A 14,718-nucleotide genomic window follows, 5' to 3' on the forward strand; every position below is an offset into this window, starting at 1 on the left:
CTAAGTCAGTTCGCCTACTCATTAATTAAAAGACTATGGATTAGAACGTTATATTTGATAAAAAAGTAAAGGCTACATCATACTAATAAGAAAAATGAGTCTTTAAAATAATAAATAGGCTAATAGTAAAAAAATTAATTTGCTTCTACCAAGGCATTCACCGTTTCTAAGTTACGCAACTCTACTCGTATGATAAGGCAAAATTTCCCATCTTTTACCGTCGTTAAATAGTTTTTAGTTTCTCTTTCATTGAACCCTAATTCTCTAAAAATACCTAAAAGACCAGCAGGTAATGCAGCGAGTTTTCTGTTGTCCACTTCGGTAAGAAATATTGATGTTAAATGACCTGCTATAAATAATTTACCGTATTCTGAATGGTTAAAAAAACCAAACTTAAAGGTGTTACTACTAAAGCCTCTTAATTCCTCTTTTATATTGGCAAAGATTGTTTTAAGTTCTATTTTAGTCCTTGAATTAAGTGAAGTGTATTGGCCTAATACGGACACCTGCGGTTTATCATTGCCTATTAATGCCATAGTATTTACTACAGTTTCTATTTGAGATATGCTTGAATAAACCCTTGTAATAAATATTTTTCGAAGGTTTTTATCTTCTATATATGGCATTCTGTAACTATTTAATTTAGTGTTGTGCCAAATTATCAAGACTGTACGTTTTTGGCAATGATCGAAGTCAATCGCTTTATTTATTATTCAAAAAGTTTTGTTAAAATAGAATGCGCTTTTTTGTAGACAGCTTGCTTTAAAAGCCTAAATCACAAAAAAATCAATAAGTCAGTTTAAATTTTTATTCAGACTAATTTTATAGCGATGAGAAGTGTTTTTTTTTAAAGATTTCGCAAAAGCGTATCAGCATAATTAAAGCGTTTTACTATAAGACAATGGGTTAGGAAACAGGCTTGAAATACTATTCAAACTCCGCCATATCTTCTAAGCGTCTTACGTCTTCAATGATAATTTCTTTGTGAGCACCAATAGTTACTACGTTTTCATCTTTAAATTTAGTGAGCATTCTAATGGCAGTCTCGGTAGCAGTACCGATAAGATTGGCTAAATCATCTCGTGTTATATTGATACCTTTATTTGTGGTATTATTAAGTATTTCTGTATTTGAAAGGTTTAATAATACTTTTGCTAACCGCTGTCTTACCGTATCAAAAGCCATACTTATAAGCTGTTCTTGCAGGTTGAGCATATCGTTAGATAGCATTGTGATGAATTTATTAGCAATGTGTTTATCTCCAAAAAGTAGGGCTGTAAATTCTGATTTTGGGATTTTTACAAGTTCTGATTCTTCTATAACTGTAGCGGTATCTCTGTATTTACCTTGACCAGTAAGTAAGGATAGTTGACCTACAAATTGTCCTACACCAAATAAGCCCGTTACCAACGATTTCCCAGATTCAACTGTTTTATACGTTTTTACAGCTCCTTTTTGAATATAATAAAGTGTATGTGCAGCGTCTCCTTCCATAAAAACAAAGTCTTTTAGGTTAAAAACTACAGCATCTCTATGTTCTGAAAGACTTTTTAAATCGTCTTGTATTGCCGTATCATCAAAAAACAGGTTGACACTTTCAATGTCTTTGCTAAATTCCTTCTTTAAAGCGTCGTGTTTTTCCAGCCTAGATGCAATGGCTTCCAATAGCTCGTTTTCGTCAAAAGGCTTTGTTAGGTAATCATCTGCGCCAATGTTCATCCCTTTTCTTATGTCTGTTCGTTCTGTTTTGGCAGTTAAAAATATAAAAGGTGTGCTGGCTGTTTGTTCTTCTTTTCTTAAGTGTCGCAACACTTCATAGCCATCCATTACAGGCATCATAATATCGCATATAATAATATCTGGGTTTTCTATTTTTGCTACTTCAACACCATTCTTACCATCCACTGCGGTACAGACTTCATAGTTTGATAACTCTAATATCTCTGCGGTATTTTCTCGCACATCTTGGTGGTCTTCTATTAATAAAATCTTTATTTTCATGTGTTTCTATTTATTGTTTTTTTGGACACATGTTGTTCGCTATTAAACATTTACTTAAGCGATAAAATTCTGAACATGCGCGTTTCATGTGTTTCTATTTATCGTTTTTTTTGGACGCATATTGTCCGCAATTAAACATTTACTTAAGTGATAAAATTTTGAACATGCTCGTTTCATCTGTTTCTATTATTAGTTTTCAATGGTCAGATGGAACATCCAAATACCTATTTTGCATTCGAGCAAAATTTTAGTGAGGAATGTTTCATAATACAACAGCTTTTGGCCACTTTATAAACAAAGTGGTGCCGTTATTAATTTCGCTCCTTAACTCAATGGTGCCATCCAACAATTCTACATATTGTTTTACAATATGAAGCCCTAATCCAGTACCCTGAATATTTTGCGCATTTTTTGCTCTGAAAAACCGCTCAAAAAGTCTGTTTTGTTCCTCTTTTGCAATACCTATGCCTTCATCTTTAATAATAAGTGTCACCCAATGAGCGCTTTCTTTAATGTTGAAATAAATAGTTGTGTTTTCTGCAGAATACTTAATAGCGTTAGATAACACATTCATTAAAATATGCCGTACTAATTTTCTATCCAGTTGAAGTAATGCAACGTTTTTTGAGGTATTTAATACAATATATTGCCCTATCTTTTTTATTTCTGAAAACTCTTCGATAATAACCTTTGAAAAAGCTACTACATCCAGCAATTCTTTATTTATCGATACCTTTCCTTCTTCTAATTTACTAAGTGATAAAAAATCGTTTAAAATAACTTCTAAATTTTTTACATTTCGTTTTATTTGAGATATGTATTTGTCTAGTTTAGATATATTTCCTGCATCGTTTTGTTTTTTAATAAGAATGGCAGAGGTTTGTATGGCACTTAACGGCGTTCTAAACTCGTGCGATGCCATTGCGACAAAGCGTGATTTTAACTCGTTAAGTTCTTGTTCTTTTTTTAAGGCATTTAACGCAATGTTCTCACTTTCCTTTTGCACAGTTATATCATTATAAATAAACAAGGCGTTATAGCAGTTTACTTTATCATCCATTAAAGGTGCAGTATTTACAGCATAGTGGCGATTTTTGTAAGTAGTTTCAAAGTCGAGATGCTCGCCTTTTAAGGTATTTATAATGTTTTGCTTTAGCTTTTCTCTTTGTGCATCAGAAATGGTTTTGATATCATCGACTTTATTCCCTTTTATTGCTTGTCGGTCTATTTCAAATTTTTTAAGCGCTTCTCCAACCAAAAGTAATATTTCAAAATCGCTATTAAAAACTATGATAAATCCATTAGGAAAATTTTTTGCAATTGCCGAAGATAAAGATTTGTTAGCAATCGCTTTTTTATTAGCTTCTTGACTTTCGATTATTTTGTCTTCCAAAAGTAGATTAGAAGCTACCAATTGTTGAACAGTAGTAGTTAACTCGCTTGTTCTATTAGTAATTTCTTTTTCTAATCTTTTAGTATAGGCTTTTAGTTGGGATTCAGAAATCCTTAATTTTTCTACAGCCATTTTTTGGCTGAAACTTTTTAGCTCTGTAACATCTCTTACAATATTTAACAGTTTATCATTATTTAAAAGTACTACACGCGCTTCAAAATGGATTAAGGTGTCATTAACTTTTTCACTGTACTCTATAATGTCTATTTTGCCAGAGGCTATTGCCCGTTGATGTGATGCTTTTACTTTTTTATAAATGTGAGTAGGTAATGTTTCCTTCATATTAACACCCATAAACGCTTCGGGTTGTACAAATAATTTGTCCTTATTATTAGCATACCATTCTGTGTAAATACCATTATAGTTCTGAATAAACATCATATCTGGTATGGCTTGTAGTATGGCATTTATTTTAGCTTCCTTATTACGCAATTGTAGTTCTGCTTCTTTTTTTGCAGTAATGTCTGTAATAAAGCCTTCTATAAATGTGGTTGTGTTTTGTTTGTTATAAACAAATTCACTTTGTTCCCAAACATATTTTATACTACCGTTTTTATGCCTAATACGATACTCACACTCAAAAGCTGTAAGCTGTTTTATAGAAGTTTGTATCGTTTGCCAAACCCTATCACGGTCTTCTTCTACAATGAGTTGACCAACGGTTATTGTTCCATCTTTAAAGCTCTCAAATGAGTAGCCTGTAATTTCTAAACAGCCCTCGCTGATATAATGCACTGTGTATTCTCTATTGTTTTCACAGCGAAATAAAATACCTTTTACATTATTAATTAAGGTATTAAACTTATAATTGCTTGCTAAAAGCTTTTGATTTGTTTCTTTTATTTCTTGAAGATTTTGATGATGTTCATTTGTGTCTCTTAAATATACAATCGCAATCTCTTTACCATTAAGAACCGCAGAACTACACCTCATTTCTACTCTAAATGGTGTGGTGGTGTTTTTTATGGCGAGGATATCTAAAGTCACACAAGTAGTATTGCTTGCGAGGTTGAGAAGACAATTTTTAAGTTGTGTTCTGTGTTTTTCTGGAATAAAAAGAGCTAAATCTTTTTGTAACAACGCATCATTTTCACAATCAAATATTTGATTACAAGTAGGATTTGCCATTAAAATAGTTCCCCCTTTATCTACTATTAGAATAGCTTCTGTAGAAAGTTGAAATATCTTTTTGTAAAGATTTACGTCTTGTAAGTATTCATTCACTATTTATAAAAAAGCTATTGGTTAGTTGGTTCGACAAGATACTATTTTTTGAATAATAAAAATTAATTTATTGAAATTTCAGAAATAGTAGTGACTCTACTTCTTATAGACTAACAACTAAATAACCTTAGAAGAACTAGTAATATTAAAATGAAGTAAGGTGTTAATTTGCCAATCTAAATCTGTGGATTTTTCAATACATTTATTAACTATCAGAGATTTTTCGGTTTTTATATCAAACCAATACATCGACTAACTTGTTCAAATTGTATATTTGGTGTAAATAACTAAATTAAAATCACAATTTCAAATTTTGTAAAAAACAACGTCAAGGATTTATTAGAGTTCTTAAAAAGCACAAGCTTTTCTAAAGCTGTTTTAATTGGTGTAGCTATTACTGTGCCTATTGTTTTTGGTTTGATTACTGATTATTTTGAAATAGGCATTGCTTTAGGTTTTGGTGCATTTTGGGCTTCACCAAGTGATGTAAATGGTAATTTGAAGCACAAACAAATCGGAATCATTTTTTCTACTCTTTTAATAGTTGTAATTAGTTTTATTGGTGGCTACTTTCATATATCAAATATATTTCTTTTTCCTTTATTAGGTGTTTTAACCTTTAGTATTGCTTTTATTTCTATTTATGGATTTAGAGCTTCAATGGTTAGTTTTTCTGGGTTACTGGCTTTAGTATTGAGTTTTGCTAATATTTCTGAAACTTTAGAAATATATCAATACTCCCTATGGCTTGGTGTGGGTGGTTTGTGGTATTTAGGACTATCAACGCTATGGTTTTACCTAAACCCAAAAACCTATACCGAAGAAACGCTTAACGAAATTTTTATACTTACCGCAGATTTTTTAGATATTCGAAAAAAGCTTATTGGCGAACATCCAGATAGAGACGCCTTACAAACACAACTCATCAACTTAAAGATTGAGCTAACCGAACTGCACGACAGCTTTCGCGAGGTTTTAATTTCTTATCGCAAAAGTTCTGGTAAGTCCAGTTACCAAGGTAAACGCTTATTAGTATTTGTAGAGTTGGTAGAGCTTTTAGAAACTGCCATTGCAAATCCTGTAAACTATAATAAAATGGATGAACTTTTTAAAATTCATCCTGAGTTTGAGATTAATTTTCAAAAATTGATTTCTGAATTTTCATACCAATTACGAGCTATTGCAAACCAGATTAACAACTCGAAAAAATTTCCTGAAAACAATGTACTTAACGACTCTTTTAAACATCTTGAAAGGGATATTCTAAATTTAAGAGATGAAACTAAACCTGAAGGTTATGAACGTTATTTAATACTTCAGAACTTCTTGGATTACCAGAAAAAGCAATTTGAGAAGCTCAAAAGAATTAAAAGAATATTGGGTAATTATTTATTAACAACAGACGATATAATATCATCAAAAGACCTTAAGAATTTTATAAAAACCCAAGATTATAACCCAAAATTAATTCTTAGAAACCTGAGTTTTAAATCGACCATTTTTAGACATTCCTTACGTATGGCAATTACAGTTATGTTGGGTTATGGCATTGGTTTATATTTTAATTTACAAAATCCGTATTGGATTATACTAACCATAATTATAATTATGCGTCCAAGTTATGGACTTACAAAAACACGCTCAAAAGACCGTGTTATTGGAACATTAATTGGCGCAGTTTTGGCAACTAGTTTGGTGTTTTTTATAAGTAACACTTATGTCTTTGGTGCTTTAGGTGTGTTATCTTTAGTGATTGCGTTTTCTATGGTTCAGAAAAACCACAAAGCGTCCTCAACATTTGTAACCTTAAGTATTATTCTTATTTATGCCATTACAGAGCCTGATATTTCATCGGTTATTCAGTTTAGAATTATTGACACCGTAATTGGTGCACTGTTATCTTATGCAGCAATGCGTTGGTTATTGCCAGCTTGGTCGTTTATGGAAATTGGCGATACCATTAAAGATGCTTTAAAGGCAAATACCGAATTTTATAAATCTATAAGCACTTATTATCAAGAAAAAGGTAAGGTCCCAACCAGTTTAAAAGTAAACCGAAAGGAAGCCTTTTTGCAACTATCTAACTTAAGTGCTGCTTTTCAGAGAATGGTTCAAGAACCAAAATCGAAGCAAAACCATATAGACGATATTTATGAGCTTGTTGAAATTAATCATAGTTTTTTAGCATCCTTAGCATCGTTGAGTTCTTATATCCAAAGTCATAAAACGACGGAAGCTTCAGAGGAATTTAAAATGATTTCAGAAAAAATTCAAAACAATTTGGATGCCGTTTGTTCTCAATTAAAAACTATAGATTTTGAATCTAAAATAATAAATCCTAATCCTTTAGCCATAAAAAACGAATCTAAACGCATTAAAGTTTCAATAGACCGTTTTACAAATGAAACTATTTTAAATACAGAAAACTTACGTAGTCATAAGGAAGCTCATTTAATTTGGGAACAGCTATATTGGTTGTTTTCTTTAAGTGAAAAAATGCTGAAATTAACACTAAAATTTAAGATGAATTAAATTTTTAAAATTCCGAAGCGTACTATCTAAACGCTATCATTTACCATCCTAAAAAAACCATACCTATACCACATATTGCAATGGATAGTCCTGAAATTGGCACAACGTATTTTTCCAACCATTCGGTTTTTATAAAGTTAAAACCATGGTATAAGAGTGATACTACAATTATCATAGTTGAAACTGTTGTTAATAAAAAAACACCTATCAATACTAACATATTAAACGTAGATTGTTCAACTGCTGGATAGGTTAGTAATGGAAATAGGACCTCGCAAGGACCAAGAAGAAAGATTAAAAATAGAATCCACGGTGTTACTTTTCTTCGTTTGGAAACATAGGTCATTTGTTTATGGTCGTGCTCAAACACATAGACTGAACCATCATCGTACACATCAAAATGTTTGTGTCTTTTTTCTTTATAAACGCCATACATACCATATATAAAATACAAAACTCCAAAGATGAATATAGCCCAACTTGCAAGACCACCTCTCACTTCGTTTAAGCCATCAATTTTACTTAATGAAAATCCAATTGCTGCACCACCTAAAGCTAATAAAACAGAAGCCAATACGTGTGCAGAACCACAGATGGCTGTCCACATTACAATTTTGGGTAATCTCCATCCTTTAGATTTTCCAATCGCTATAAAAGGAATATAATGGTCTGGACCCGAAACGGTGTGCAGTACACTGACTGAAATAGCCGTAATTAATAAGATGCTTAATTCTGTTTCCATTTTAGTTTTTTCGACCTTGTAGGTTAATTAATAAATCTTCGTCTTTACGTATTTGGGTAAACAACTTGTAGAGTTGTTGCGCTTCGTTGCCTAAAACTCTGATTGAATAAGCATTCTCCATCATTTTAGATATTCCAAAACTGATGCCTTTTTCTTTTGAGAAAACTTCAGAAATCCGTTCCATTCGTTCTGTAATATCCGTTTCTGGTGCTATAAAAAACAAACTTCCTTGATGTGTATACTCTTCATATAAACCGAATTGTTTCAGGTTTATTTCTTCTGGAACGATATATAAATTGTCTTTAAAAATCATCACATCGTCTTGATATATCTCCGTAACAGTGTGGTGTTTTTTAAACTGAAACTCCTCTCCTTCTGCCATATATTTGCGTCCACAGGTTAGTATTTCTCCCCACAATAGCGTACTGCTACCTTTAATATGAATGGCGTTTTTTGCTTTGTACTTTGCACCTTTGTGAGGCACAGTAGGATGCGGAACGTGGCTGAAATAAGCGTCATCGCCAACGGAAATAGCCATATTTTGTTGTGTGCCTTTTTCAGAAACAAAAATGCGTTGGTAGGATTGGGTTTGTAAGTTTAAGGCAGACCCATCAATCACTTCAATAGTGATATCGTAAAAATCATTATTTAAAAGTCCAGGTGATGATGACATTAGCATCATTTCTAACAGCTGATTTTTTTTATTTTCTCTTACTTCAACTAAATTAAATGGCGACGTAAAATAAACATCCTTTAATATCGTTTGCTCGCGTAACCCAGTTTTAAGACTGTATCTTTCCATTATCTAAGCAATTGAGGTTCTTCTGTATTTTCTTCTACCAAAGCGTAACGTTTTATCCAGTTTATAACACCATCTAAACCTTCATCTGTCATAAGATTTGTAAAAATAAAAGGTTGTCCGTTGCGCATTCTGCGAGCATCCTCTTCCATTGCGTCTAAACTGGCGTTTACATAAGGTGCCAAATCCATTTTATTTATAACTAATAAATCTGAACGTGTAATACCAGGACCACCTTTGCGAGGAATATCTGCGCCACCAGCAACAGAGATTACAAAAATGGTAACATCTGCAAGGTCTGGACTAAATGTGGCAGATAGGTTATCGCCACCACTTTCTATAAAAATAATTTCTATGTCTTTGTGTCTATTTACCAATTCATCTACTGCTTCAAGATTCATACTTGCGTCTTCGCGTATGGCAGTATGAGGACATCCACCTGTTTCTACACCTATAATTCTATCTGCGGCTAAAGTTGAGTTCTTTTCCAGATATTTTGCATCTTCTTTTGTATAGATATCATTAGTAACCACACCAATTTTATAGTCCTTGGTTATTTTTTTAGTTAACTTTTCTATTAAGGCTGTTTTTCCAGTCCCTACGGGTCCTGCAACGCCTATTTTTATGTATTTTCTTTCCTCCATTTTTGTTTTTAATGTGTTGATTCTACTCGATAATCGAGATTAAAATGCTCCTAGGCTTGTCTCGAAATTATAAGGTTTCTTCTCCTACTATTGCCTCGGGACTTGACCAAAGGCAGTTTACTAATTTAAGACATATACAATCTAGAGTATAGATGTTCGTGTTGCATGCACTTAATATCTAATGCGGTATTACAAACACCATACATATCCCTTTCTAATTTCATTATTTCTAATGTTTGGTCTTCAATGAGCTGTTGTACATCATAGATGATTTGTTGACCATCGGTTTGACCAAGCGGAACCAATTTTACCGCATTAGTAACTATAGAAACTGCAGCGTTATATAAAAATGCGCAAATGGCTTTTTCCTTATCTATTTTTAATAGTGCAGTGACGATTCCATAAATAATCGCATAGTGACCCACCATTTTCTTTTCTGAAATGTTCTTGTTTATAGTATTTAGAAAAGGATGATTTAACAATTTGCCATAAATTTTTATGAGTCGCGTGCCTAATTTCTGGCTACCATCCCGTATTTCAAAAGGGGCTTTTAATGCTTGCGTTTCTATATCTAATTTGAGTAGTGCTTCTATATTATTATCTAAAGTAAATTCATAAGCCAACTTAACCGCTAACCCATCGTTGTAGGTATAATTATTTGTAATCATACTCGCTACAAAATCTTGGGTAGTTGCTACGTTTTTTACTAGGTTTTGTTGCACATAAGTCTCTAAACCATTAGAGTGCGAAAACCCACCAATAGGAAGCGTAGGGTCTGTAATGTGTAGTATTTCTATAAGCGAACTTAACGTTGTATTTCCACTTGTTTTTTTGGTCATCTATGTTATTTTTAATTTGTACTGCTGCTCGAAAAATAAATCTCGAGCAGCAGTACATTCTCTTAATTAATACTATTCTTTAGTGGTTAATTCAAGAATTTTAGAAAAAAGTGATCCGCCAGTTCTCCCGTGCTGATGAGGCGCCACGTTTGCCTTTAACATATTTAGCAATTTGCAATGCGTTTTTGTTACCTCATAACCGGAAGCTACTAATAAACGCTCCAATGGTTTTTCATAAGGAATAAGCACATTATCGCCTTGAATAAATAGCGGTAAATGTTTGTTTCCTATTTCATAACAGACTGTTCCCATTTCGTAAATAGACCTTGGTGTGACTTGTATAGCATCACAAGGCAAGATATTTACGATTACTACTTTCTCATCATCTTCATAAAGGATATCGCCTTCTTTAAGTCGCGTGCCTTCTTTTAAAAATTTGATAACTATTTCATTATTAGCTTCCGTTTTCTTCCGCATAATACGTTTTGTAGTCTCAAACCATTCCAGACTTAATACATCTTTATCTTTAATGGCTATGGAATAGGATTCTATATTACCAATTACTTCTTTACAAATCATAAATCCCGATGTTAATTATGATTAAAATAAGAAATAGCGTTGTGCTAATGGAACAACCTCTAAAGGTTCATTAGTGATAACTTTTCCATCTACAGTTACTTCATAATTTTCTGGATTGATTTCAATATTTGGTAAATCATCGTTATGAACCATATCTTTTTTACCAACGGTTCTACAACCTTTTACCGCTAATAGTTCTCTATTAACCTCATATTTTTCTGCAATATTATTATCAATTCCTGCTTGCGAAACAAATGTAACTGCTGTTTTATTAACTGCTGAACCAAATGATCCAAACATTCTTCGCATTAAAACAGGTTGAGGCGTTGGAATAGCACCATTAGGATCTCCCATTTTGCTTGCTGCAATCATTCCACCTTTAATTATCATTTCTGGTTTTGCACCAAAAAAAGCTGGTTTCCATAAAACTAAATCAGCTATTTTACCAGATTCAACAGACCCTACATAGTTAGAAATACCATGTGCAATAGCAGGATTAATAGTATACTTGGCAATATATCGTTTTACTCTAAAGTTGTCTGCTTCAATTTTAGTATCACCTTCTAAGTAACCACGTTGCACCTTGTTTTTGTGAGCCGTTTGCCACGTTCTTGTAATTACCTCGGCAACTCTTCCCATAGCTTGAGAATCTGAACTCATCATACTAATAGATCCCATATCGTGAAGAACATCCTCGGCAGCCATCGTTTCTTTTCTAATTCTTGAGTCTGCAAAAGCAACATCTTCAGGTATGGTCTTTTTTAAATGATGTGCAACCATAAGCATATCTAAATGTTCATCTACCGTGTTCACAGTAAAAGGTCTTGTTGGGTTTGTTGAACTAGGAAGCACATTAGGATGTGATGCTATTTTCATAATATCTGGCGCGTGACCACCACCTGCTCCTTCGGTATGAAACGTATGTATTGTTCTACCATTTATTGCATTTACTGTATCTTCTAAAAACCCTGCTTCATTCAAACTATCTGCGTGTAGAGCAACTTGTATGTCATATTCTTCGGCAACTGTAAGGGAAGCATCAAGCGCAGCAGGGGTGGCTCCCCAATCTTCGTGTACCTTAAGACCAAGAGCTCCAGCTTCAATTTGTTCTTTCAAGGGTGATAATGTGCTACAGTTTCCTTTTCCAAAAAAACCAACGTTCATGGGAAAATCTTCTGTAGCTTGAATCATTTTTTCAATGTGCCAAGCACCAGAAGTAACTAAAGTAGCACTTGTACCATCGGCAGGCCCAGAGCCACCACCAATCATTGTAGTAATACCACTAAACAAGGCATGATCTACCTGTTGCGGGCTAATAAAATGAACATGTGTGTCTATACCACCAGCAGTAAGAATATGGCCAGCTCCAGAATGAACCTCTGTGGATGCACCAATAATCATATTTTCGGTAACACCATCCATCGTGTCAGGATTTCCAGCTTTGCCAATACCAACAATTTTACCATCTTTAATTCCTACATCTCCTTTAATAATTCCCCAATGGTCAATCACTACAACATTAATTATGACAAAATCCAGAACACCTTCATCTCTTGTTTTGGTCGAAGATTGTGCCATACCATCCCTCACGGTTTTACCACCTCCAAATGTGCTTTCTTCACCGTAATGGTCTTTGTTATAATCTTTTTCAATTTGAATAAACAGTTCTGTATCTCCTAAACGAATCTTATCGCCTTCAGTAGGACCGTAAATATTAGCGTATTTTAATCTATCTACATTGAAGCTCATGATTTTGTGTTTTTAAAATTTGCCGATTTCATTTTCTTCATCGCTTTCGTTAAGCTCTCTTTTGACGTTGTGTCTCCTTGAGTTAGGTTGCTGGAGCCATAAGATTTTCTACTTCCACCTAAGTCTATTAGCTGTACTTCGAAAGATTCGCCAGGTTCAAAACGCATGGCAGTTCCTGCTAAAATATCCAACCGTTTACCAAACGCTTTTTCACGATCGAAAGACATTTCTTTGTTGACTTCAAAAAAATGATAATGAGAACCAATCTGTACAGGTCTGTCTCCTGTATTTATCACTTTTAAAGTAATACTTTCATGTTGGGCGTTACAAATTATTTTTTCTTCTTTTAAAATATATTCTCCTGGTATCATACTGCTCTAGATTTTATTAACGAATAGGGTTATGTACGGTTACCAGTTTGGTTCCGTCTGGAAAAGTGGCTTCTATTTGTACATCATGAATCATTTCTGGAACGCCTTCCATAACGTCTTCTCTAGTTAAAAAAGTGGCTCCAATTTGCATGCATTCTGCTACTTTTTTTCCGTCTCTTGCCAACTCGTGCAACCGCGAACTTATCAAAGCTATGCATTCTGGATGATTTAATTTTACACCTCTTGCTAATCGTTTTTCAGCGAGTTCTCCTGCTAAAAAAAGCATCAGTTTTTCGGTTTCTCTTGAGGTTAATTTCATAACTTTATTTTAATAGTTTTAAAGGTTACAATGTCTCGTTAATTTCTTATTTGAAAGTTTTAGCACTCGTAATGCTTTTCTTTTAAAATGATTATATTCTTTAAAGATATCAAAATAAAAAATGAAATAGCATAAGGATTATTATGTATTACCATATTTATTTGACTGCCACAGAACTTTAATAAACCAATTGGCACGTTTAAAAACTGAAAGAAGAACAATTTTACATGTCCTGAAAAATTGTTGATTTAAACTTTATCCATTACTTTCTATTTCTGTTTTCACTCCTCGAATACGCTCCAATAATAAAGTATGTATGTCGTTTTGATAAGCCACAGCTACTAATACGATAACAATACCTGTAGCTTGAAGTATAGAAATTTTTTCGCCGCTTGTAAATGGCGCCACAAGTACAGTTATAATTGGGCTTAAAAGCAATAATCCTGCTACAATAGTCGGATCTAAATTTACAGAACCTATCTGAACAAACACCCAAGCTAAAGAATGACCAATAATTGCCAAAGCAATCATCCACCACCAGTTAGCAATTGTAATCATATCTCCAGATAATACTTCGGGATTCATTGGTAATTTACCATTTACTAAAATACCTTGAGTTACATTCCAACCATCAGGTGAAATAAATATCATTGTAAATGCTTGAGGAATAAGTTGGGCTAAAAAAACCCACATCAAAGGTTGTATATAAACACCTGGATTTAAAGTACCCGATTTTCTACTTGTGTATAAATAAACTCCATAACAGATACCAGAAAGCACACCTAATAATGTACCAACTAATGCAATAGGCTGACCCCAAATCATTGTTGGTCCTTCCGCTGGATCTCCATCAAAAATACCACCTGTTAATATGACACCAAAAATCATAATTGGAACTAAAACCCAAAAACTCTTTTTTGGTTTAAATTTATCAAAACTCATTGCTAATAATGGCATTACAATGATTTGTAAATTTAATAATACCGAAGATATACCAGTACCAACAAAAAATATAGCATAGTTCCAAGCTGTCATATCTATACCTAAAAACACACCTGCTAAAATCGCTAAAAGAACACCGTTTTTATTGAGCTTACCTTTCCTCTTTATTTCCCAAAAAGCAAAGGGCACTAACGTAATGAATGCTATTAAACACCATAAAAATGCATTAGTAAAAGGCTCAAAATTTGCTTCTTTAACCATTATAGCCGAAAAAGCTAAGGCTAAAATCCCTATCATTATAACGGCTCAACACAAAAAGTTGTGGAGTAACAAAAAATAAAAGAACTTTGTAACTAAAACTTCTATGCTTTCAGAATCGCTATTACCCATTGCCAACTTATTACTTCCCGAAGTGCTTATAACCTATTTTGATCTTAAAAAACACGAGGTGAAAGGCGAAGACCTCCACTTTTATTTTACAGAGCTGAATACCGTTCCCGATGGGCATACTGGCATGAGGCTCC

13 protein-coding genes are annotated in these 14,718 nt (G+C 33.4%); 1 reads left to right on the forward strand and 12 read right to left on the reverse strand.

Going from position 1 to position 14,718, the window contains the following annotated elements; translation table 11 throughout:
- Nucleotides 1-134 precede the first annotated feature (134 nt).
- The 3 genes from BZARG_RS12770 to BZARG_RS15340 form a co-directional block, all read right to left on the reverse strand.
- Nucleotides 135-626: a hypothetical protein gene (locus tag BZARG_RS12770; protein WP_040288713.1), complete on the reverse strand. Its 492-nt coding sequence runs from the start codon at nt 624-626 to the stop codon at nt 135-137.
- 301 nt (nt 627-927) lie between these two features.
- The gene (locus BZARG_RS12775) at nt 928-2,001 is read right to left on the reverse strand and encodes a response regulator (protein ID WP_008639003.1); all 1,074 of its coding nucleotides are present in this window, start codon (nt 1,999-2,001) and stop codon (nt 928-930) included.
- A 262-nt stretch (nt 2,002-2,263) separates the two neighbouring features.
- Complete coding sequence (locus BZARG_RS15340) at nt 2,264-4,678, reverse strand: ATP-binding protein (protein WP_008638962.1); 2,415 nt, start codon at nt 4,676-4,678, stop codon at nt 2,264-2,266.
- A gap of 399 nt (nt 4,679-5,077) precedes the next feature.
- Here BZARG_RS15340 and BZARG_RS12785 point away from each other — a divergent pair, with 399 nt between their 5' ends.
- Nucleotides 5,078-7,210 (forward strand): FUSC family protein, encoded by a 2,133-nt coding sequence (locus BZARG_RS12785; protein WP_008639027.1) that lies wholly within the window; start codon nt 5,078-5,080, stop codon nt 7,208-7,210.
- 40 nt (nt 7,211-7,250) lie between these two features.
- On the opposite strand, the gene BZARG_RS12790 is transcribed toward BZARG_RS12785, so the two are convergent.
- The 9 genes from BZARG_RS12790 to BZARG_RS12830 form a co-directional block, all read right to left on the reverse strand.
- Nucleotides 7,251-7,952 carry a membrane protein gene (locus tag BZARG_RS12790; protein WP_008639012.1) on the reverse strand — a complete coding sequence of 234 codons (702 nt, stop codon included), beginning with the start codon at nt 7,950-7,952 and terminating at the stop codon, nt 7,251-7,253.
- Between the two features lies 1 nt (nt 7,953).
- The gene (locus BZARG_RS12795) at nt 7,954-8,754 is read right to left on the reverse strand and encodes an urease accessory protein UreD (RefSeq protein WP_008639001.1); all 801 of its coding nucleotides are present in this window, start codon (nt 8,752-8,754) and stop codon (nt 7,954-7,956) included.
- Nucleotides 8,754-9,395: an urease accessory protein UreG gene (gene ureG / locus BZARG_RS12800; protein WP_008639019.1), complete on the reverse strand. Its 642-nt coding sequence runs from the start codon at nt 9,393-9,395 to the stop codon at nt 8,754-8,756. Before ureG ends, BZARG_RS12795 begins: the two co-directional genes overlap by 1 nt.
- A 125-nt stretch (nt 9,396-9,520) precedes the next feature.
- Nucleotides 9,521-10,234, reverse strand: coding sequence for an urease accessory protein UreF (locus BZARG_RS12805; protein ID WP_008638957.1), 714 nt, complete (start codon nt 10,232-10,234; stop codon nt 9,521-9,523).
- 72 nt (nt 10,235-10,306) lie between these two features.
- Nucleotides 10,307-10,813 (reverse strand): urease accessory protein UreE, encoded by a 507-nt coding sequence (gene ureE, locus BZARG_RS12810; protein WP_008639029.1) that lies wholly within the window; start codon nt 10,811-10,813, stop codon nt 10,307-10,309.
- 21 nt (nt 10,814-10,834) lie between these two features.
- A complete protein-coding gene (ureC, locus tag BZARG_RS12815) occupies nt 10,835-12,562 on the reverse strand; it encodes an urease subunit alpha (protein ID WP_008639025.1) in 1,728 nt (575 codons plus the stop codon).
- Nucleotides 12,559-12,933, reverse strand: coding sequence for an urease subunit beta (locus BZARG_RS12820; protein ID WP_008638970.1), 375 nt, complete (start codon nt 12,931-12,933; stop codon nt 12,559-12,561). Before BZARG_RS12820 ends, ureC begins: the two co-directional genes overlap by 4 nt.
- A gap of 16 nt (nt 12,934-12,949) precedes the next feature.
- Nucleotides 12,950-13,252 (reverse strand): urease subunit gamma, encoded by a 303-nt coding sequence (ureA, locus tag BZARG_RS12825; RefSeq protein ID WP_008638991.1) that lies wholly within the window; start codon nt 13,250-13,252, stop codon nt 12,950-12,952.
- Nucleotides 13,253-13,507: 255 nt separating this feature from the next.
- Entirely contained in the window at nt 13,508-14,491 is a 984-nt protein-coding gene (locus BZARG_RS12830) for a DMT family transporter (RefSeq protein ID WP_083823854.1), read from the reverse strand.
- Between the last annotated feature and the right edge of the window lie 227 nt (nt 14,492-14,718).

Origin of the sequence: Bizionia argentinensis JUB59, from assembly GCF_000224335.1 — a bacterium.
GTDB lineage: Bacteria > Bacteroidota > Bacteroidia > Flavobacteriales > Flavobacteriaceae > Algorimicrobium > Algorimicrobium argentinense.

Bases quoted from the DNA above. Each gene is read 5' to 3' on its own strand.
- BZARG_RS12770 (WP_040288713.1), bottom strand. From the start codon at position 626: ATGCCATATATAGAAGATAAAAACCTTCGAAAAATATTTATTACAAGG.
- BZARG_RS12795 (WP_008639001.1), bottom strand. From the start codon at position 8,754: ATGGAAAGATACAGTCTTAAAACTGGGTTACGCGAGCAAACGATATTA.
- BZARG_RS12790 (WP_008639012.1), bottom strand. From the start codon at position 7,952: ATGGAAACAGAATTAAGCATCTTATTAATTACGGCTATTTCAGTCAGT.
- ureA (WP_008638991.1), bottom strand. From the start codon at position 13,252: ATGAAATTAACCTCAAGAGAAACCGAAAAACTGATGCTTTTTTTAGCA.
- BZARG_RS12820 (WP_008638970.1), bottom strand. From the start codon at position 12,933: ATGATACCAGGAGAATATATTTTAAAAGAAGAAAAAATAATTTGTAAC.
- BZARG_RS12775 (WP_008639003.1), bottom strand. From the start codon at position 2,001: ATGAAAATAAAGATTTTATTAATAGAAGACCACCAAGATGTGCGAGAA.
- BZARG_RS12805 (WP_008638957.1), bottom strand. From the start codon at position 10,234: ATGACCAAAAAAACAAGTGGAAATACAACGTTAAGTTCGCTTATAGAA.
- ureC (WP_008639025.1), bottom strand. From the start codon at position 12,562: ATGAGCTTCAATGTAGATAGATTAAAATACGCTAATATTTACGGTCCT.
- ureE (WP_008639029.1), bottom strand. From the start codon at position 10,813: ATGATTTGTAAAGAAGTAATTGGTAATATAGAATCCTATTCCATAGCC.
- ureG (WP_008639019.1), bottom strand. From the start codon at position 9,395: ATGGAGGAAAGAAAATACATAAAAATAGGCGTTGCAGGACCCGTAGGG.
- BZARG_RS12830 (WP_083823854.1), bottom strand. From the start codon at position 14,491: ATGATAGGGATTTTAGCCTTAGCTTTTTCGGCTATAATGGTTAAAGAA.